Below are 20,167 nucleotides of genomic sequence, written 5' to 3' on the forward strand. Positions count from 1 at the left end.
AGGTGAGCCGTGCCAGCGCTGACAGCCATACCGGAAATGGATCTGTGGACGCGCTGGAAGGAGCGCGGCGACGAGTCCGCGCGCGAGGAACTGATCGTGCGCCACATGCGCATCGTGAAGTTCATCGCCGGGCGGATGGCGATCCATGTGCCTTCCAGTGTGGAGATGGACGATCTCATCGGTTGGGGGGTGCTGGGACTGCTCGACGCCATCGATCGATACGACCATAGGCAAGACATCAAGTTCACGACATACGCTTCGATTCGTGTGCGGGGCTCGATTATCGATCAAATCCGTACACTGGACTGGGCCCCGCGCAGTTTGCGGGCGATGGCGCGCAAACTGGGCGAAGCGCGCGACAAATTGCGCCACGAACTGGGCCGCGAGCCGACGGCGGACGCGATCGCGGGCGTACTGGGTACGACCATCGAGCACGTGGAAGATACGGTCGCCCAGCTTCAAACGGCGCAGGTCCTATCGCTGCAGGACTACGTCGCTTCGGAAGACGGTGGCGAACCGCAGTTACTGGACGTGATGAGCGACCCGCGCGCGTCGTCGCCCGATGCGGCCATGACGGAGCGCGAGCGGCAGGAGCGAATCGTGCAGGCGATCAACGGCCTGCCCGATCCGCAGCAAAAAGTGTTGCACCTTTATTACTATAAGGAATTAACGCTGAAGGAAATTGGCGCGGTATTGGAAGTGACCGAGTCGCGCGTGTGCCAAATTCACTCCGCGGCAATGAAGACCTTGCGTAAAGCGGTGCGCGGAGACACGTGATGCCGCAGCCGATCGACGCAAATACCGAGTTGGCGCGCACGACCGCGGCGCAACGTGTGCAGGAGATCGCCGACCGCGCGTCGCTTGCGTCGCAACAACGCCAGGCGCAGCAGGCGCACCAGGAGCAGGTAAACGCGGAAACGGTCGTACACACGCCACCGGAGAGTGCGCAGGAGCCAGCCGTCACCGATCGGCGGGAAGGGCAGGAAGGGCGCAGACGGCGGCGTCGCGAAGGGCGCAAAACCGATAGTGGCGCGGGCGACGCAGTCCATACCGATCATGGCGCAGGGGACATTGAAGTCATCCCCGACTCCGAACAACACCGGCTGGACCTTCATGCGTAGCAGATTCCAACGTCCGCGGTCGCGGCAAGGGGCCTATTAATGGGTTGGGTGCTATCGCTGGTCCTTGTGGGCGCGCTTGCGCTGCTCATCGCCGTCTGTATGCTCATCGTGTATATGCGCCGCGAGCGGTCACTCAGCGCGGTATCCAAGCGCGACGATCTGGCGAGTATGATGATTCTGCTGCAAACCATGCGCGATCTTCTGGAGCAACAGAAGGGGTTTGCGCGCGAATTGAACAAGGCGCTTGACGCGCGCGTGGAACTCATCAAGCATACCGTTGACTCTGCGAAGGCCGAGTTGACGGCGGTCACGGATTCGGTCAGACAACTGCACCGCGAGATCGATGAAATCAAGCGATCGGCGGCCGAGGCAGCGGAGCCGCCTCCCAAACCCGCGCCGGCCACGCAACCCGCAAACGTACGCCAGCTTTCCGCGTACGCGCCGCCGCCGGTCGAGCCACCGGTTGTGCGGGAACATGAACGCCCCGCGCTGCGTGTGTTGGCCATCCCGCGCGTACCGGAAACGGCAGGCGACGCGATCGACTCATGGGTCGGGCTGGACTTTGCGGGCGACAACCCGGAGCCGTTGGGCTTTGACGTGCCGGAGACGGAGCCTGAAGCGCCGCATGACGCGGACGCCGCGCGGTCGGCGTTTCGCGCGCTGCTCGATCTCGCGCCCGAAGTAATGGTCGAGAAGAATACAGTCGCACCCGCGCCGCCGATGGCGCCGGTTGAAGGCAATGGAAGGCCGATACCGCCCGTGCACGCGCGCGTCTACGAGTACAACGACGCGGGGATGAATGTCGCCCAGATTGCGCAGGAACTGGGCATCGGCAAGGGGGAAGTGCGGCTGATTCTGAGCCTCCGCAAAGGCAAAGGCGGATAACGGCGGTCCACGATGGCGGGATTCGGCGGCATACCCGGTGTCAATCCGATCCTGGCGTCTATCATCGCGCAACCATTTCAGCTCCCCGCGCTGCGTCCGGGCGAGGTACTTCAAGGGCAGGTGCAGTCGGTCGAGCCGAAGACATTGATTCGTTTTGGCGGGATTGTTATTCCTGTCGAGAAAGTCGAGGCACTGTTGCCGGGTCAGTCGGTCAGTGCGGAAGTTGTCCGAACCGATCAAGGGCTGCAACTGCATATCACGCCGGGCCCGCTCGCCCCTCCAAAGACGCCGGGCGCGGAATCGCCGCCGGAATCCCCCCGCGATCTTTCCGGAATCATCGTGAAGGTGCTGCAAACGCTGGGAAAACTGGAGTTGGCAGAGCAGGCGGTGGCATTGGTGCCTCGCACGGTTGCGGCGAACGCCGCGGCCGTTCGCCTGGTGCTTACAATGCTGCTTGATAGGCCTGGCGCCGACGAGCACGCGTGGCGCGCGGCGCAAATCGTGCAACAGGCCGTTGATGACGGCGTGTTGTCCGACGCCGAGGTACGCGACATCCTGCCCGCGCTGCGCAGCATCATTTCCAATGAACTTGGGGACATCGCTCCTGCACTACGCCGGGCCGCCGCCACGGCCCAACGTCCGCTCGCCGCGCGGATGGCCGAGGCGTTGGCCAAGGGTGGAGTCCAACAATTCTTGGCATCGCTGTCGGACGAAGCGCCGGCGGCGCTGGCGCGGCTGCTGGAGAACGACGCTTTCGTTGAATACCTGCGCAATGCGGGCCGGTCGGCGGAGTTTCATCGCGCGGTCGAGCATCTCGTGGACCGTTTTGCCGCGGCCCAACTTGTCAATGCGCGTGGGGCCGACGTGCCGTACCTTTTTTTCGCGCTGCCCACGCCGCCGGACGCAGCGGTGCGGCATGCACACATTCACATTATGGGCGAGGGCGGCGGCAAGGCGCAGCGGTTCGATGCGAAGAATGCGACGGTTGTGCTCGATTTGTCTACGTCGGCGCTTGGCGATTTGTGGATCACGTTGACTGCGACGCACGGGGCGTGTACGTGTTGGATTCGCGCACGCGACGCCGAGGCAGTCGAAGCAATTCGGTCGCAGGCGGCCGGCTTGGCCGCGCGGCTCGCCTCAGCAGGGTATGTGGGCGCAAGCGTGGTTGCAGACCTGTGGGACGGCAGCCGCGTACGCGAGCTTGCGACAATGATGCGCCGGTTCAAGGGACTGAACGTAGAAGCATGATGGACGATCACGATCGCATAAAACGGAAAGCCGTTGCGTTGAAGTACAACGCGGAGGCCGACGCGGCGCCGCGCGTGGTCGCAAAGGGCGATCGCCTTTTGGCGGAACGCATCATCGCGATTGCGAAGGAAAACGGCGTGCCGATTCACGAAGACCCGGACCTGGTTTCCTTGCTTGCGGCATTGGAAATCGATCGAGAGATTCCCGACGCGTTATACCGCGCCGTAGCAGAAGTATTGGCGTTTGTGTATACGGTAAACGAACACGCGAAAGCGTGAACTAAACCGGGAGTGCGCGTTGCACTTCCAGCGGCAGACTTTCCCGCAGTTCGGGGCGGGTTTCGACGAGCCGCGTAATGTCCGCCAAGTCTTTTTTGCGTTTGCTCGCACGGTGCGCGACGCCCATGTACGCCCATGACTTGCCGCGCAGCACATCTTCGATCCCCGCGACAGTCTACGTGTAGCCCAGAACGCCTTTCTGGATGGCGCTGACCAAGAATTGCTGGTAACGCAGATCGGTTTGTAGCTGAACGCGCAAGTCCGATCCCTGCATTTTCAAGTTCACGCTGTTCGGAAACACTTCGATGGCGAACCCTGCAGACTCCGCGGCGGCACAAACGTCTTTTAGATACGCGTCTTGCACAACGATGTCCACGTCCAAACTTACCATGGGCTCCGCGTACGCGTTCACGGCCAGTCCGCCGACGATGCAATGCGGCGCGTTCAGGGATTCGAGTATACGTACGACGCGCCCCACAACGTCCTCGCTGCCATTCGCGAGCGAGTTTATGAATTGTTTGCCGGTCATCTTGCCGGAGTTCTAACGAAATCTCTGTAACTTTTCGCCCACGCCGTTTTCACTTTGGCGCGCGCGGCGCGAAGCGCCTTCACTTCGTTTTCGTCGGCGATCGCGCCGAATTCGAGGGTATAGGTGCGACGCTCGCCGGGTTTGAGGTGGTGGAGCAGGTCCAGTTCTTCGTCAACATGGCGGCCTTCGACGCCGCAGTTACAGGGTTCGAAGCCGACGACGTAATCCTGCTCTCCCATTTGCTTCCATTCGACGAAACGGGGCAGTTCGCGCTTGTTGTACTTCACGTAGACGCCAAAGCCTTCACCGCGTTTCCACCCGTCGTTGACAAGTGCGCATGTGACCGAACCGTTTCTTTGCGCGGCCATGTCGTGGTAGTAGACTTTTTCCTTGTAGCCGTGGAGCGGCGGATCGCACTTCCACCAGTTCTCTCTATCGTTTTCGGCCTCGGCATCGCGCGGGGCAATCGTGCGTGTCGGCGTGATGAGTTCGGAACCGGCATCGACGGCCGGCCAGCCGATGTTGCAATGGTACAACAACTGAAATCCGGTCTTTTTGAATCCCTCGTTTGTGACGACGTCGTGGATTTGAAACGATTTCGCGCCGAGTTTGGTCGAGACGGTGCGCGTTAGAGTCAGATTTTCGCCGAATACAACCGTTTCCCGCATCGTGCCCGACACGCTCAGGACGTAGTCGTCGCCCTGCCACTCCTGCGTTACTTTAATGTCGCGCGCGGGCGTGTTGCCGATGCGGCCGTGCAGGCCCGTGCCATAGATCGCGCTCTCCTTCGCCGGCGCGCCGACGTTGACGAGTCCACACGTCGTGACCAGTCCGCCGAAATAACTGCGCAGCCAGCGCAGCCACTCGGCCTCGTAGAATTGCGGGGCAACGTCTCCGGTGGTGGAGCGCCAGCCCATGGCCCGCCCGCAGTACGACGCGGACGAAATGTCCAGGCAGCGATCCAGGAGCACGGTCAACTCGAGGCCGCTGCCGGTATGGAGCAGCGCCGCACGTGTCGGCCGTTCGTTGGCGTCGTCCAACGTGACGATTCGGATTCCGGCAATCTGGTCGGGGTTTCCAATCCTGCGCCTCAAGCCGGCGACGGAATACTTCTTGCGGTAAATGTCCATAGGTGAGGAATGCCTTTTCGTGTAAGTGCTTGTGGTGACACGGTACTCGACCCGTTTTGGCCGGTTCAAGCGGAGGGTTGCCTCCGGTAAATATTAAGCATGGCTGACTACTATCTTAACAGTGAAAAGGCTTGACCAATCCGCGCGAAGTTCGATACGATCAAAAGCTGCAAGGTGCAAGGTGGGTTTTACGGAGCGGATCGTCGCCGGGTGTTCAAGGTGCGCAATCCGGGAATTGCTCGATTTCCGCCCGACACGAAAGCGTCTGTCCTAATGTGACCCCACCCCAACGTGTGAGCTGAGAATTTCCGATATCGAAACCGCCGGGGCAGTTGTGGAGGTGGGATCGTGAGAAGGCCGTGTCTTCATTCGCTGAGCGTCGTTGCGTTCGCGTTCATTTCGCAGATAGTCTCCGCGCAACCGTCTGGATTTCAGGTTAGCACGGTTTGGTCCTCCGGATTTTCCGCGCCGGTAGCAGTGCGATTTACACCGTCGGGCCGCGCGTTCGTGATGGAGAAGTGGGGCAAGGTTTACACCTACGACAATATCAACGACACGACTCCGACGCTGGTGATCGATCTCTCCAACCAGATTTGGACGTTTCACGATCATGGTTCGCTGGGTCTGGCAGTCGATCCGCAGTTTCCGACGCGCCCGTACATTTATGTGTTGCACGCGCTGCGCGGGGTCCCGGGCGGGCGCCTGTTGCGCATCACACTCGATACGTCAACCATGCAGTCGGTGGGGAATCCACTGGTGCTGCTGGAAGACTGGGCGCAAGTTTACCCGAGCCATTCAATAGGCGACTTACAGTTTGGTCCGGAAGGCGCTTTATACGTCACCGCCGGTGACGGCGCGAGCTACGATTTTCCTGACTGGGGACAGACGGAACCGCACAATCCGGACGGTAGTCCGTTGGGTGGAATCGATGTGCCGGATCCCGTGAACGAGGGCGGCGCCTTGCGCAGTCAAGACATCCGCAGCACGTCCGATCCGCTTGGGTTCGATGGGACACTGTTGCGCGTTCATCCGGATACGGGCGAGGCGTGGCCGGGAAATCCGCTGGAGGGTGGGGCGTCGAACGACGATCGCATTCTCGCGTACGGGCTTCGCAATCCGTACCGGTTCGCGATACATCCGACGAACAATTCCGTTTGGATTTGCGACGTTGGGTGGACGCAATGGGAAGAATTGAACCGGGTGCCGTATCCGTTTCCGAACCCCGTTCCAAACTTTGGCTGGCCGGCGTATGAAGGCGTCAACCCGCACCCGCAATATCAGGGCGCGAACTTGCCGCTGCTCCAGGCGCTGTACGCCGAAGGCACGGCGACTGCGCCGTTCTATACCTACCAACACGCGGGAAGCGCGGCGATCACGGGCGCGACGTTTTACTTGGGAGGCAACTACCCGCCCGAGTACGACGGCGCGCTTTTCTTCGGCGACTACGGTGCAGGCTGGATCAAAGTGATGTTCCCGGACGCCAACGGGACGCCGAACCCCGCGAATATTCAGACGTTCATCGCGACGGGGGCCGGCGTCGTTGACATACAACGGGGACCGGCGGGCGAAATCTATTTCGTGGACTACGGCAACAGCCGCGTGCGGCGCATTCGGTATCTCCAGGGCAACAACCCGCCGATCGCGGTCATTCAGCCCAGTGTGACGAGCGGCAATGCGCCGGTGACGGTTACGTTTACGGGATCGGCGTCGTTCGATCCTGACCCAGGCGACACGATTTCGTATAGCTGGGACCTTGACGGCGACGATGTGTTTGGCGACGCCGCCTCCGCGAACACGCAATACACTTATACGTCGTCCGGCAACTACTCCGCGAAGTTGCGCGTGACGGACAACAACGGCGCGTCGGACACGCAATCGGTGACGATTAGCGTGAACAACCTGCCGCCCGTACCGGAGATACTGTTCCCGGAGGAAGGCGCGACGTGGCGCGTTGGCGACGTTATCGCGTTTGGCGGTCAGGCGACGGACCCGGAGACGGGACCGATGCCCGCGGCGCAGCTTTCGTGGGAAGTCGTGTTGTACCACTGCGCGACGCTGGATTTCTCGGACTGTCACGAGCACCCGGTGCTGGATGAAACAGGAATTTCCGAAGGCGACGTGTTGGCAGTCGATCACGAGTATCCCGCATATCTCCAACTCCGCTTGACAGCGACCGAACCCGGTCCGAATGGCCTTTCCGTAACGGTGACGCGAGATTTGCTGCCCGAACTCACGACGCTGACGTTGCAGACCAACCCACCGGGCTTGTACGTGGGCGCGTTCTCGCAGACACAGGCAGCGCCGCTCGTCAAGGACGTAATCGTCAACGGCCAAACGGCGATCACCGCGCCGTCACCTCAAGCGATCGGTGAACAAGCCTACGTCTTCTCGAGTTGGTCCGACGGCGGGGCGCAGTCGCATAACGTCAACTTTACGACGTCGCCGATGACAGTTGCTGCCAACTTTGTGCCGGTGTCGACGGGGACAAACGAACCGCCCGAGATTGGGCCGCTTTGGCCGTTGCACGTCACGCAAGGTTCGAGCGTATGGACGTACGTACCTGTATCGGACCCCGATGGCAGCATCACGTCAGTGAGCGCGGTGAATATGCCCCAAGGCTCGCAAATCATGCACTACCCCGATGGCAAGTGGGGATTCGAGTGGCAGACGCAATCCGGTCAGGCGGGTGACTACGTTATCACGATTACCGCGACGGACGATGGCGTTCCGCCATTGAGCGTTTCGGACAATTTGGTCGTACACGTGCTGTCCGGCAATGTGCCGCCGGCGATGGACGCGGTGTGGAGCACCACCGTGAACGCAGGCGACTTTCTCAACCTGCGCATCGGCGCGTGGGACACGGACGGCGACGTCCCCGACCTTTACGCGCAAAACCTGCCGCCCGGCGCGAACTACAGCGAGGACGGGTGGGGCACAGGTTTCTTGACGTGGCAGACGACGGCCGCGGACGTGGGCGTGTACACCGGCATTCGCGTATATGCAGTGGACCATGGCGAACCGCCGCTGACGAGCGAGCGCGTGTTCACAATTACCGTGCTAGGTTCGGCCAATGCCCCAGTTATCGATCCGATCCCGTCGAGCACAATACCGGCCGGGGACACGCTCACGCTTAACGTATTCGCATACGATCCGAACGGGACCATTCCAGTGCTGACAGCACAGAACCTACCCGCTGGCGCGACATTCACGCCGACCGGCGGCGGCAATGGCGTCTTCTCGTGGCCGACTACCGCCGCCGACGCCGGGAACCATTCCGGTCTAACGATCATTGCAACTGACTCGGTTACGCCGTCGCTGACATACAAAGCGATGTTTAACGTCAATGTGGTTGTCTTGTCCGGCGAGCCGGTACTCGATCCGATCGGTCCGAAGGGCGCCGTCGAGGGCGTGCAGTTGCAGTTCGACGTGACCGCCACGGACCCTGACAGCGGGCCGCCCAGTCTTAGTGTGCTCGATTTGCCGATTGGAGCGACGTTTATCGACAACGGAAACGGTACGGGTACATTTGCGTGGACGCCGGCGGAGGGCGATGCCGAGAACTCACCGTACCTTGTTACGTTTAGCGCGTCGGATGAGACCGATTCTGACAGCGAAATCGTCGAGATCACAGTCTCGAGCCCGAATACGCCGCCGCACGTGGAAACGATTGGCGGCAAGAGCGGAGTCGAAGGCGTGCCATTGGCATTCTATGTTTATGCGCACGACCACGATGGGACGGTCCCATCGCTGTCGGCAAGCAATATGCCGAGCGGCGCGGAGTTCCACGAGCATGGCGAGGGTGAAGGAGAATTTCACTGGTTGCCCCCGGTGGGGTCGGCCGAAAACTCGCCGTATTTCGTGACGTTTACCGCAAGCGACGGAGAACTGACGCACAGCGAAACAGTTTCGATAACCATTTCCCCGGGAAACAGCGCGCCGGTAGTTGCTGCGTTTGGGCCGTTCACAATCGCCGAGGAGCAAGTATGGTCTGCGAGCGTGTCGGCGACCGATCCCGATGGGACGACACCGGCGCTTTCCGCGCCGACACTTCCCGCCGGCGCTTCGTTTGTGGACAACGGAGACGGTACGGGCACGATCTCCTGGACGCCGGACGCGAACGCTTCGCAAGGATCGCCTTATGCCGTGACGATTTCCGCTAGCGATGGTTCGCTATCCGATGCGAAGTCTTCGACGATCACGGTGACGAACACGAACCGCGCGCCGGAGATGGCAGTTGTGGGCGACAAGACAGTGGCGGAGAACGCGCTGCTGCAATTCAATGTGTCGGCGAGCGATCCTGACGGGACGATTCCGGCGTTGAGCGCGCAGTCGTTGCCGAGCGGCGCGTCGTTCGTGGATAACGGAAACGGCACGGGCACGTTCACGTGGACGCCGAACTTCGATGCGGCAGGCGCATCGCCGTACACCGTGACTATCACCGCGAGCGATGGCACGTTGTCGGATCGCCGCGAGCGACGGCACGTTGTCGGACTCGAAGTCTTCGACGATCACGGTGACGAACACAAACCGGGCGCCGGTTGTCGCTACTATTGGCGACAAGACGGCGGTGGTGGGTCAACTCTTGCAGTTCACGGTCAATGCGAGCGACCCGGATGGAACGGTCCCGACGCTGAGTGCGCAGTCATTGCCGAGCGGCGCGTCATTCGCGGATAACGGAAACGGCACGGGCACGTTCACGTGGACGCCTTCATCCGGCGCGGAGGTTGGCTCGCCATACACAGTTTCGTTCACGGCGGGCGACGGATCGCTTACGGACGCGAAATCGTCCGTGATTACCGTGACGACAAGCACCAATCTTCCACCGGCGTTCCAAACGATTTGGTGGCGCGAGGTGACGGCGGGCAATGGCGTTGGGTTCTTTATTACGGCGACGGACCCAGAAGGCAGTGCTTTGCTTTACAGCAGCCCGAGCCTTCCCGAAGGCGCGCGATTGATTCAGTATCCCGGCTATTCGAGCATCTACTTCGAGTGGTTCCCGACTGCCGCGCAAGTAGGGTCGCACCAAATCCCGATCGTGGCCACGGACGCCGGATCGCCGCCGATGAGCGGCTCGTCGATCATTCCGATTAGCGTGCTGGGCGGCAATGTGGCTCCGAAGATGGACGGCGTATGGGACACGACGGTGGTCGCTGGGGCGTTCGTCAATTTGCGCATCGGCGCTTGGGACACGGACGGCGATATTCCGACGCTCACCGCGCAGAACTTGCCGCCCGGCGCGACGTATACGAGCGACAACTATGGCACCGGTTTCTTTACGTGGCAGACGAATACGTCGCACATTGGCTTGCATTCGGACATCACGATCATCGCGACCGATCACGGAAACCCGCCGCTGAGCAGTCAACGGGTATTTGACATCACGGTGCTGTCGCCCTGACACGGGCCTTAGCGATCGTCGTGCGGACTGTCCGCGGCGCGACGCATCATGGCGAATATCGCGCGCACGTCTTCGGGCATCTCGTCGAGCGATTGGTAGGTGTGTACGGCCCCGTTCTGGTCCCGGTATGTAATGGGGCCGCCCGTGGTTGTGATTTCGGCCGTTATGACTTCATCGGGTCGCGCACGGGCGCGCAACGACTCGAACTGGGCGCGCATTTCCGGGGACATCTCATCGACGTTTATCGTCCGCGACAATACGACCGGTTCGCTGACGTAGGTCTTCGCGGAGAATACTGGCGTCGAACGGCTCGAAACCAATCGTCCGCGTCCACCAAAAAAGCTGCTCGATGCCTCGTAATCCATGATGACAAGCGGCTCGGGCAAGAGCCCCGTCATGCGCTGAATCCCTTCCACGAACTGGCGCACGCGCGGCGGCAACGGCATTTCCTCCACGGGCCGATCCGTTTGATGGTGAATGTCGAACGATAGAGGTTCCATCGTAGCGCCGAGGAGTTCGAGGCCCGGCGCCGGTTCGATGCTCACGGTCCATCGGTATCCAAGCCGCGACATACGCGCGTGGCGCCGCCGCCGCAGCCGCTCCACGACGCGCACGCATACGCGTGTATCGCGGTCGATGGACAATCGGTTGGTGGTTGTCCAGAGTCCGCGCGACGCCACGGTGATTTGATTCCGGCCACTGACGAAGATCGACACGCGATGCCACAAGGCGCTCGACGGCGAATAGATTCCCATCATCGCGAGTAGTCCGCATATGACGCCGTACACCGCGAACCCCGCGCTGCGGATTGTTTCGTATCGTTCCGTCCGCGCACTCTGGCGGGCCTCGCGTTCGGCGCGCGTGCGCGCGGCGTCGTCCTGGATGCGCTGCCATTCCCCGGGAGTCATCGATTCGCGAAGCGAATCCATTGCGGACTGTAATTCGCGCCGATCGGACTCGAAGGTTTGCGGTTGTTGCCTCTGGGTGAAACGTGATGAGAAAACGTACGCGGACATGAGCACGATGAGGAGCGCAGCGATGAGCGTGGCGCCGAGCCGCCGTATAAGCGTGGCCGATCCGGGCCGGAAAACGATCGACTGGGGCGTCATCTCGACGCAGGTCCAGTCGTAGATGTCGAACGTGCGCGGCCGGACGCGAATTCGCTGGGCGGTACGCTCCATCGTGTGCTGCTCCGAGTAACGCTGTCATACCGTAGTCTGTCGTACTTGCGCAACATCGAATGGCGGCGCCGCCGGTTGGTTCGGTAGTATTCCGCTTCTTATGAACGCCGCACTTGAACGCATAGAGCATGTGGTGTGCGTTGGGCATGCCGCGGCGCTGAAGCGGGACTGGCGGGGCGCGCACGCCGCGCTACGGGCCTGTGCCGATTTCGCCGAACTCCACCGGCCGCCGGAACACGCCGAATACAGCCCCGCCGAATTGATTGCGCGCGTGGCGCGATCCGCGGGCCGTCCGGTCGAGGTGTCGGGTGGGCGCGCGCCGAACCTTGCGGGCGATATCGAACGGATTGCGTCGATAGCGCGCGCGCTGCTGCGCAGTGCGGTGCTGGAGCACGACGCGCTGCTTTGCGCGAACCTCGTCGAGTGCGACACCGTCCCGGCTTGGCGGTTCTCCATCGATGGTCCCGGGCGTTTTCCGGATCGGATTGATTTCGGGTTCGACTTGACGTTGACGTTTTCGGAATGCGAAGCGTTGTGGACCTGCGCGACGCGTGGCGGGCGAATCGATTCACGAAAAGGCGAACTGGATTTGCGGCTGAAGGGAGTGCGCGCCTGTCCAGACGTACCCACCGGGTGCGAGTCGATTATCACGGCGCTGCGCGCGGCGGAGCAGCATGCGCGCATTCTCGCGACGGAAGAGTTTGCCTCGGCGGATATGGGCGCACTTCACGATTGCTTGAACCATATCCTGAACGAATTCGACGCACAGGATGACTCTCTTGCGCCCTGCGATCCTGTAGCGCTCGTACGTGAGGCAATTCCCGCCGCCGCGCCGGACGATGTCGCGCCCTTGCACGTGACCGTCGCGCCGGGCATTCCGCCGATACTGGTCCGTCGCAACCGGATTGCGCGGCTGTTTCGCACGTTGGGCGCGCTTGGCCGTGCGGCGTTGACACACGGCGGTTCGATGCGGCTGGAAATCACGTACGACGCACCGCAACGGATCATGAGCCTGAGTTTCCAGCTCAGCGGTGCTCACGAGCGCGAAGCAGTCGAAATGTATCTTCCGAGTGTGCATCGTGGCGTCGCACGTCACGGTGGCGAGATGGCCCTGGATTCTTCTTCGGAGGAAATCTATTTGCTTATCGCCATACCCGATGAAGTGGCACGAGCTCTCGATGAATGGCTACCGGGTTGGGACACGTTTGCGCCACGGTCGATACAAATGCTCCGGCTTCTGAAATCGGGAGGTCCAGTCCCGCCGGAGGAATTGATCCTGGGTGGCGTACTCGAAGACGAACTCGAACGCCGCTTGTTGCCGCGGCTGGGCGTTGCGCCGGCAGCCACGCTCGTCCACGAACTCACGCCGCGATCCCCTGCGCTAACGTCCTCTTCGGCGCAGCGAATCGAAAAGGTGCTGTCCCAACTCAAACGGGGCAGGCCGAAGAAGGAAATCTGCGCCCCGGCGTATGCCGCCGAGATTCTATGGATGTTCTCGGTGGACGCGCGTCACGCCGCCGCGATTGGAATCCGCGACGGCGCTTTGGCGGAGGTCCCGGAACTCTGCCATGTGCTTGCCGCCGCCTCGATAGACAGACTGGACGCGCTCCGGCGGATCGCTTGCATGGTCCTGCCGCCAGTGTGAACTCCTGCCCGTCACGTTTCGCCCGGAACTGAGGTAAAATAGTGGAACGCGAGGGAATTTTGGGGGCTGGAAGTAATCAGTTTACAAAAATGGGAATATTGTGCTACTCTGGTAGAGCCAGAGTAGTCTTCCCGCCGTCGATCAAGGAGTAGTACGACAATGGTTCCCCTGCGCAGGTCTTACCCACGCGTCGCGTTAATTTCCTTAATTCTCACGATCTCCTTTCCCGCCCTCGCGGCCAAAATTATCGCCGCAGAGTTGGTCGCCTCCGGGTTCAAACAGCCAACATACGTATGCAGCGATCCCAACGATTCGTCGCGGCTTTTCGTGCTGGAACGCAGTTCCGGGAAAATCAAACTGGTCAAAAATGGCGTGGTACTTTCGAAGCCATTTCTCAATCTTGGCGACAAGGTCAGTTCCGACCGGGACGGGGAGCAAGGGCTATTCGGTATGGCGTTCCCGCCGAATTTTGGCGCGGGCAGTTCGTACTTTTACGTTTGCTACTCGGACATTTTTGGCGCCAGTGTGCTTGAAGCGTACAAGGTCGGGTCGAACCCGGACGTGGCAAAGAAAAGCAGCGGAACTGTCCTTCTGGAAACGCAAAGCACGGAAAACATCCATTTTGCCGGCATGTTGGCGTTTGGCCCGGACGACTATTTGTACATGGGACGCGGCGACGGCGGGCCGGCAGAGGACCCCTTTGGTCATGCGCAGGACAAGAACACGCTGCTGGGGAAATTGCTGCGCATACAGGTGAACAAGGACAAGCCGTACAAGGTTCCCGCGACAAACCCCTTCATCGGACAGGCGAACATGAAACCGGAAATCTGGGCATGCGGCCTGCGCAACCCGTGGCGATTCAGTTTCGACCGGCTCACCGGTGACATCTACATCGGGGACGTGGGGCAGAATTGGTTGGAAGAGATCAATTTTCAACCCGCATCGAGCGCGGGTGGTGAGAATTACGGTTGGAACACGGCGGAGGGGCTTGAATGCCTCGGGGGCGGCGGCACGTGTGGAACGAACGCTGGATTCACCCCGCCGATCCACCAGTATTTCCACACCGACGGCAATGCGGTGATTGGCGGGTATGTGTATCGCGGCAGTGCGATTCCAGAGATACAGGGCAGATACTTTTTTGCGGACCACGGATTCACGACGATTTGGTCGTTTGTGAACAACGGCGGCGCCGTATCCGATCTCAAAGACCATACCAACGAGTTAGAGCCGGACGGCACGAATACGATAAACTCGATATCGTCGTTTGGCGAGGATGCCGACGGTGAGTTGTATATCGTCGATATCTTCGACGGCGAGCTCTACAAGATAGTTCCCCGCCCGTAACGCGCGACAAGGCCTGAACGCCGTGTGCGGGATTACGCGAGGTAATGACCATGCAGTTTGTGGTTCGCGTGCCCGTGAACTTGTTTCTGGCCGGCCTGGTTACGTGTTCCGCGTGGGCGGGCAGCGTGGAGATCGCATCGCAACTGGTGGCGTCCGGATTCGACGATCCGGTTTTTCTCACCGCTCCGCCTAACGACCCAACGCGCCTCATGGTCCTCGAGCAGTCGACCGGCAGGATCATGCTGATCAAGAACGGATCGCCAGTGGGCACCCCGTATCTGGACATTGACAATCGCGTCACGGACGACGGGGGAGAGCAAGGCCTGTTGGGAATGGCGTTTCATCCGGAGTACGCGAAGAACCGGTACATCTTTGTGAGCTACATCGACAACAATGGCAATACGAGAATCGAGCGGTATAAGGCGCGCAAGAGTTTCGACGCGGTGAAAAAGAAAACGCGCGCGAAGATACTGTTTGTCGAGCAGCCGTTCAGCAATCACAACGGTGGAATGATTGCGTTTGGCCCGAACGACGGTTACTTGTACGTTGGCCTCGGCGACGGCGGCAGCGCAAACGATCCCTACAATACGGCCCAACGCCTGGACACGTTGCTGGGCAAGTTCCTGCGAATCGGCGTGGATGGCGCCCTCCCATATACCGTTCCGTCGACGAACCCGTTCGTGGGCGAAGGCGGCGGTGCGCTCGGCGAAATCTGGACGTACGGCTGGCGCAATCCGTGGCGTTGGTCATTCGACCGGCAGACCGGGGACCTGTACGCTGGGGACGTGGGGCAGGACGCAATCGAGGAGATCGATTTCCAGACGGGGACGAGCGAAGGCGGCGAGAACTACGGGTGGAAAGTCGCGGAAGGGTTTGCGTGCCGAGGCGGCAGTGGTTCGTGCGGCGGCAACACGGGATACACGCCGCCAATCTTGGACTATACGCATTTTGACGGAACGGCGGTTGTCGGGGGATACGTGTATCGCGGCACGGCAATTGCTGGCTTGAGTGGTACCTATTTCTTCGCGGATTACACGCGGGGAAGAATCTGGTCGTTGAAATATAACGGGGACGATGTGACGGAATTCTCGGAACGCACGGATGAACTCGATCCGCCCGGTCTTGCCCGCATCAATAAGCCGGCCTCGTTTGGCGAGGACTCGGCGGGGGAGTTGTATATCGTCGATCGCGACGACGGTGAGATATACAAGATAATTTCGGGGTGAGTTTCATAGACGAAATCTTTGCGAAGGCCCACGCGGACCCTCGCCGAATCCTTTTGCCGGAGGCGAACGACGACCGTACGCTTCATGCCGCGGCGACGTTGCGCGAACGGGGTCTCGCGCAGGTAATCCTGCTTGGCGACGAAGGCTCCATCTCCGCGCGCCTGGAGCAGCTTCACATATCTCCCGGCTTTGCAATCGCCGATCCGTCGCGTGCGCCGTGGCTTGACGAGTTTGTGGCGGAATACTACGCGCTGCGAAAAACCAAGGGGATGACAGAAGACGCCGCGCGCCAGGCGATGCTCGATCCGCTTGTCCACGGGATCATGATGCTGCACAAGGGGCGCGGCGACGGTCTGGTGGCGGGCGCGATTCACTCGACCGCGGACACGTTACGTCCCGCGCTACAGATTGTGCGGACGGCGCCGGGCGTGTCGCTCGTTTCGAGTTTCTTTTTCATGCTGGTCGGCGAGACGGCATATTTGTTCGCCGACTGTGGATTGGTCGAAGAACCCAGCGCGGAACAGCTTGCGGAGATCGCGTTATCAACGGCGGGGACCGCGCTTGCGTTCGGAATCGAGCCGAATGTGGCGCTACTGTCGTATTCGACGAAAGGATCGGCAGACAGCGCGAGCACGCGCAGGGTGGTGGAAGCGACGCGCATCGCGCAGTCGAAAGTTATGGAACGGTTTGGCGCCTCGTCTTCGGTTCGGATTGACGGCGAGCTTCAGGGCGATGCGGCGCTGGTTGAAACGATCGGGAAGAAGAAAGCGCCGGGGAGTACTGTCGCGGGGAAGGCCCGTGTGCTGGTATTCCCCGATCTGAACTCAGGCAATATTGCTTACAAACTGGTCGAAAGGCTTGGCGGCGCGAAGGCGTTCGGCCCGATTCTTCAAGGGCTGCGGCTGCCGGCAAACGATTTGTCGCGCGGATGTTCGGCCGAGGACATTGTGGGAGTTGCAGCCATCACCGTAGTACAATCACAGATGGCGGCGCCCAAACATGCCGCGCCGGAAAGCGTCATATGAAGATATTGGTACTCAATAGCGGCTCCTCTTCCGTTAAGTTCAAGGTATACGAAGTCGACGGCATCAATCAGGAGTTGGCGAGCGGCATGGTCGAGCGAATCGGCTCGAAGGCCGCGGACTTGAAGTGCAGTTGTTGTTTCCCGAGCGACCCGCGGTGCGCGGCGCGCATGTTCGGCGAGCCGGGTAAGCTGGACGTGCCGGACCACAAGCGCGCGGTGGGCATGATCTGCGAACTATTGCAGAGCGACCATTGTGTACTTGTAAAAGGTATCGAGGACATCGCGGGGATTGGCCATCGCGTGGTCCACGGTGGAGAAGAGTTCGCGGAATCCGTGTTAATCGACGATGAGGTGATCGCGGGCATCGAGCGGTGCGCGCGCCTCGCGCCACTGCATAACCCGCCGGCGCTCCTGGGCATTCGCGCGTGCGCGGAGACGTTCGTCGGCACGCCGCAGGCGGCGGTGTTCGACACGGCGTTTCACCGCACGATTCCGGAGAAGGCGTTTCGCTACGGCATACCCGACGTGTTATACCGCGAGCACGGCATCCGCAAGTACGGGTTTCACGGGACCTCGCACCGGTACGCGTCGCACGAGGCCGCCAAGCTTCTGAAGAAGCCTATCGAGCAGACCCGGATTGTGAGCTGCCATCTCGGCAACGGGAGCAGCATCACTGCGGTGCAGGGCGGTAAGTCCATCGACACCACCATGGGGCTGACGCCGTTGGCGGGTGTCATTATGGGGACGCGGCCCGGCGATCTCGATCCGTTCATTCCGTTGTTCATGATCAAGGAAATGAAGATGTCGGTGCAGGAAGTGGACGACGCGTTGAACAAGCGCAGCGGGTTTGAAGGGATTTGCCACCATCACGATGTGCGCGAGATCGAGGAGTTGGCGCGCGCCGGGGACGACGCCTGCCAACTCGCGCTGGATATGTTTGCGTACCGCGCGGCGCGGTTCATCGGCGGATCGATTATGGCGTTGAGCGGCTGCGACGCGATCGTGTTTACAGGCGGGATCGGGCAGAACGACCCGTACATGCGCGCGCGCATTCTGAAGTACGCCTCGCACTTGGGAATAAAAGTCGACCCCGCGCGCAACAGCCGAAACGAGCGGTCGATCACGACGGACGATTCGCTGGTCGCGGTCTTCGTCATCCCCGCGAACGAGGAACTGGTTATTGCACGGGACACGGCCCGCCTCGTGGGATCGCGCAAGGTATCCAAGCCGGCGGTGGCGTAACGGCCGCGCCAATCGCGCCGAATGGATTCAGCAGGTGAATTGCCAACGGGAGCAGTATGTCGATAGCACGAGCCGACAATCCGATCGATCTCTTCAAGGCGTGGTTCGAGGAAGCCAAGCAGTGCGGGCTTCGCGAGCCGACTGCGATGTGTTTATCGACGTGCACTCCCGATGGCGCGCCGTCGTCGCGCATGGTACTGCTCAAGGGCGTAGACGACCGCGGGTTTGTATTTTACACGAACCTGGGCAGCCGCAAAGCAAAGGAAATCGAGGCGAACCCGCGCGTCGCGCTGAATTTCTACTGGATGCCGCTGGGCAAACAGGTGCGCATCGAAGGCGTGGCAGAGCTGGTGCCGGACGAGGAAGCGGACGCATATTTCGCGTCGCGCGACCGGCAGAGCCAGATTGGCGCGTACGCGTCCAAGCAGTCGCAGCCCTTGACGGGATACTTCGAGTTGGAGCGGCGAGCGGCCGAGATCGCACTGCGATTTGGCGTAGGACGAGTGCCGCGCCCGGAATTCTGGTCGGGGTATCGCGTTGTTCCCGCAGCCATCGAATTCTGGATGGAGAAGCCGTTCCGGCTGCACGAGCGGCTGGTGTACACGCGCTCGGCTACCGGGTGGGAAACGACCTGGCTTTTTCCCTGAGATTGCACGGGCGAGATGCCCGTGCCTTTACAGTGCGTTCCACTATTGCTTGACGCTCACGTCGTCCACGAGAAACTGGACGTATGACGGCGATCCGCCGGACGTTGAGCGGAACCTCAGGCGGTGCTTGTTCCCATCGCAATAGGCGCTTACATCGATATCAACGCGCGTGTAACCGTCGTCGTATTGCGTGTCGCCGTCTTTCACTTTGAATACGCGCTCGTCATCAACATACACGCTTAATTGATCTTCGCCGTTGCCGCTGAAGTGCGAGATGTAGAGCCAGAATGTCAGTGTGCCCGAGCCGCCGCCTGGGAATTTCACCTTCTGCGTTAACAGCGACGCATTCTCGCCGCCTACGTTGCCGCCAAAACTTGCCCACCATTCGCCCGTGCGCGCGAGATTGTCCGTGCCGGAATCCGTACAGGCGCCATCGCAGATAACCTGCGGCCAAAACGTCGAAGACTGGTTCCACGCATCGTTTGGCGTACCGCCTTCGAAACTGGGGTCTTTCACCTTGTTCTTCGCCTTCTCGCCGCCCGGATTGGCGAGGACGATCCGGTCTCCAGGCGCGGTAGCAAGCACAAATGCAGCGATACACATGACGAGCAGTTGGGTGGCGCCGGACTTCATGCGGAATCTCCGTTGTTGAGGCCGCGTACTTTACGATCTGCCGCGCTGAGTTATACACGTTCCGCCAATCCCGGGCAATCGGGGGATCGCGGACAGCTCGAATTCGGCGGGGAGGCTGTCGGGGCGGGTTCAGAGTCGTGAATGTGCGCACGATTGTATTGAGCACAAGTGTTCGATTGCGCAGTCGTCTACCGTTCAATTCGTGCCGGGAATATTGGATACAGCGTCTAACCTACACAAAATATGGGGCTTACAAAAGTGGCCCGTTTTGATATTCATTTGGCACGGTGCGTGCTCTTCACGTGTTGAAGTCAGCAGTTGAATCTTACCAACAACGGGGGCGCGAACGCCTCGGGGCGAGGATCGCGGTCCGGATGAACGAACACCTACCTCTTCAAGTCCGGTATCGCTTTTCGACCAACCCAAGCCTTCACATCCCACCTTTGTCACCAGGACAGCCTTGCAGCTAAGACCGATCATTTGGGAGTTTCGAGGCGCCCACCCCCGTTTCGGCTTTTGGTCACTGGTTGCGGAGAGTTTGGGGGACTTAACTCGCCGGTGGTATTGGCCAGTGATCCGAGGGGGAAGGGAACCCCGGCGTTCTTCGGGGGAGGCACGCCGGGGTTTTCTCTTTCT

18 protein-coding genes are annotated in these 20,167 nt (G+C 60.8%); 13 read left to right on the plus strand and 5 right to left on the minus strand.

All coding sequences use genetic code 11. The features are described from left to right. The first annotated feature begins 9 nt into the window (after positions 1-9). The 5 genes from HUU46_16960 to HUU46_16980 are packed head-to-tail and all read left to right on the plus strand — an operon-like array spanning position 10 to position 3,532. Entirely contained in the window at positions 10-777 is a 768-nt protein-coding gene (locus HUU46_16960) for a FliA/WhiG family RNA polymerase sigma factor (GenBank protein ID NUM55339.1), read from the plus strand. Then, entirely contained in the window at positions 777-1,121 is a 345-nt protein-coding gene (locus HUU46_16965; GenBank protein NUM55340.1) for a hypothetical protein, read from the plus strand. Before HUU46_16960 ends, HUU46_16965 begins: the two co-directional genes overlap by 1 nt. A gap of 39 nt (positions 1,122-1,160) precedes the next feature. Then, on the plus strand, positions 1,161-2,006 hold the full coding sequence (locus HUU46_16970; protein ID NUM55341.1) for a hypothetical protein: 846 nt from the start codon (positions 1,161-1,163) through the stop codon (positions 2,004-2,006). Positions 2,007-2,018: 12 nt separating this feature from the next. Then, on the plus strand, positions 2,019-3,254 hold the full coding sequence (locus HUU46_16975) for a hypothetical protein (GenBank protein NUM55342.1): 1,236 nt from the start codon (positions 2,019-2,021) through the stop codon (positions 3,252-3,254). Then, positions 3,254-3,532 (plus strand): EscU/YscU/HrcU family type III secretion system export apparatus switch protein, encoded by a 279-nt coding sequence (locus HUU46_16980; GenBank protein ID NUM55343.1) that lies wholly within the window; start codon positions 3,254-3,256, stop codon positions 3,530-3,532. The genes HUU46_16975 and HUU46_16980 overlap by 1 nt, the downstream gene beginning before the upstream one ends. A 1-nt stretch (position 3,533) precedes the next feature. Here the strand turns inward: HUU46_16980 and HUU46_16985 are convergent, their stop codons facing one another. The 3 genes from HUU46_16985 to HUU46_16995 are packed head-to-tail and all read right to left on the minus strand — an operon-like array spanning position 3,534 to position 5,191. After that, positions 3,534-3,686 (minus strand): hypothetical protein, encoded by a 153-nt coding sequence (locus HUU46_16985; GenBank protein NUM55344.1) that lies wholly within the window; start codon positions 3,684-3,686, stop codon positions 3,534-3,536. A 21-nt stretch (positions 3,687-3,707) separates the two neighbouring features. Continuing rightward, complete coding sequence (locus HUU46_16990) at positions 3,708-4,061, minus strand: hypothetical protein (protein ID NUM55345.1); 354 nt, start codon at positions 4,059-4,061, stop codon at positions 3,708-3,710. After that, on the minus strand, positions 4,058-5,191 hold the full coding sequence (locus HUU46_16995) for a DUF4432 family protein (GenBank protein NUM55346.1): 1,134 nt from the start codon (positions 5,189-5,191) through the stop codon (positions 4,058-4,060). The genes HUU46_16990 and HUU46_16995 overlap by 4 nt, the downstream gene beginning before the upstream one ends. Before the next feature lie 348 nt (positions 5,192-5,539). Between HUU46_16995 and HUU46_17000 the strand changes: the two genes are divergently transcribed. Further along, positions 5,540-9,865 (plus strand): PQQ-dependent sugar dehydrogenase, encoded by a 4,326-nt coding sequence (locus HUU46_17000; protein ID NUM55347.1) that lies wholly within the window; start codon positions 5,540-5,542, stop codon positions 9,863-9,865. Then, a complete protein-coding gene (locus tag HUU46_17005) occupies positions 9,774-10,589 on the plus strand; it encodes a putative Ig domain-containing protein (protein NUM55348.1) in 816 nt (271 codons plus the stop codon). Before HUU46_17000 ends, HUU46_17005 begins: the two co-directional genes overlap by 92 nt. Positions 10,590-10,597: 8 nt before the next feature. Here the strand turns inward: HUU46_17005 and HUU46_17010 are convergent, their stop codons facing one another. Further along, entirely contained in the window at positions 10,598-11,770 is a 1,173-nt protein-coding gene (locus HUU46_17010) for a hypothetical protein (GenBank protein ID NUM55349.1), read from the minus strand. Positions 11,771-11,870: 100 nt separating this feature from the next. On the opposite strand from HUU46_17010, the gene HUU46_17015 reads away from it, so the two are divergent. The 6 genes from HUU46_17015 (at position 11,871) to pdxH (ending at position 18,898) form a co-directional block, all read left to right on the plus strand. Continuing rightward, on the plus strand, positions 11,871-13,415 hold the full coding sequence (locus HUU46_17015; GenBank protein ID NUM55350.1) for a hypothetical protein: 1,545 nt from the start codon (positions 11,871-11,873) through the stop codon (positions 13,413-13,415). Positions 13,416-13,574: 159 nt separating this feature from the next. Continuing rightward, positions 13,575-14,759, plus strand: coding sequence for a PQQ-dependent sugar dehydrogenase (locus HUU46_17020; GenBank protein ID NUM55351.1), 1,185 nt, complete (start codon positions 13,575-13,577; stop codon positions 14,757-14,759). A gap of 50 nt (positions 14,760-14,809) precedes the next feature. After that, a complete protein-coding gene (locus HUU46_17025; GenBank protein NUM55352.1) occupies positions 14,810-15,985 on the plus strand; it encodes a PQQ-dependent sugar dehydrogenase in 1,176 nt (391 codons plus the stop codon). Further along, a complete protein-coding gene (pta, locus tag HUU46_17030; GenBank protein NUM55353.1) occupies positions 15,982-17,010 on the plus strand; it encodes a phosphate acetyltransferase in 1,029 nt (342 codons plus the stop codon). Before HUU46_17025 ends, pta begins: the two co-directional genes overlap by 4 nt. Continuing rightward, positions 17,007-18,251 (plus strand): acetate kinase, encoded by a 1,245-nt coding sequence (locus tag HUU46_17035; protein NUM55354.1) that lies wholly within the window; start codon positions 17,007-17,009, stop codon positions 18,249-18,251. Before pta ends, HUU46_17035 begins: the two co-directional genes overlap by 4 nt. A 56-nt stretch (positions 18,252-18,307) precedes the next feature. After that, the gene (gene pdxH, locus HUU46_17040; protein NUM55355.1) at positions 18,308-18,898 is read left to right on the plus strand and encodes a pyridoxamine 5'-phosphate oxidase; all 591 of its coding nucleotides are present in this window, start codon (positions 18,308-18,310) and stop codon (positions 18,896-18,898) included. Positions 18,899-18,940: 42 nt separating this feature from the next. Here the strand turns inward: pdxH and HUU46_17045 are convergent, their stop codons facing one another. Beyond that, positions 18,941-19,531, minus strand: a complete 591-nt coding sequence (locus HUU46_17045) for a hypothetical protein (protein ID NUM55356.1) — start codon at positions 19,529-19,531, stop codon at positions 18,941-18,943. Between the last annotated feature and the right edge of the window lie 636 nt (positions 19,532-20,167).

The sequence above is a fragment of the Candidatus Hydrogenedentota bacterium genome (assembly GCA_013359265.1).
In the GTDB taxonomy this organism is placed as follows: Bacteria; Hydrogenedentota; Hydrogenedentia; order Hydrogenedentales; family SLHB01; genus JABWCD01.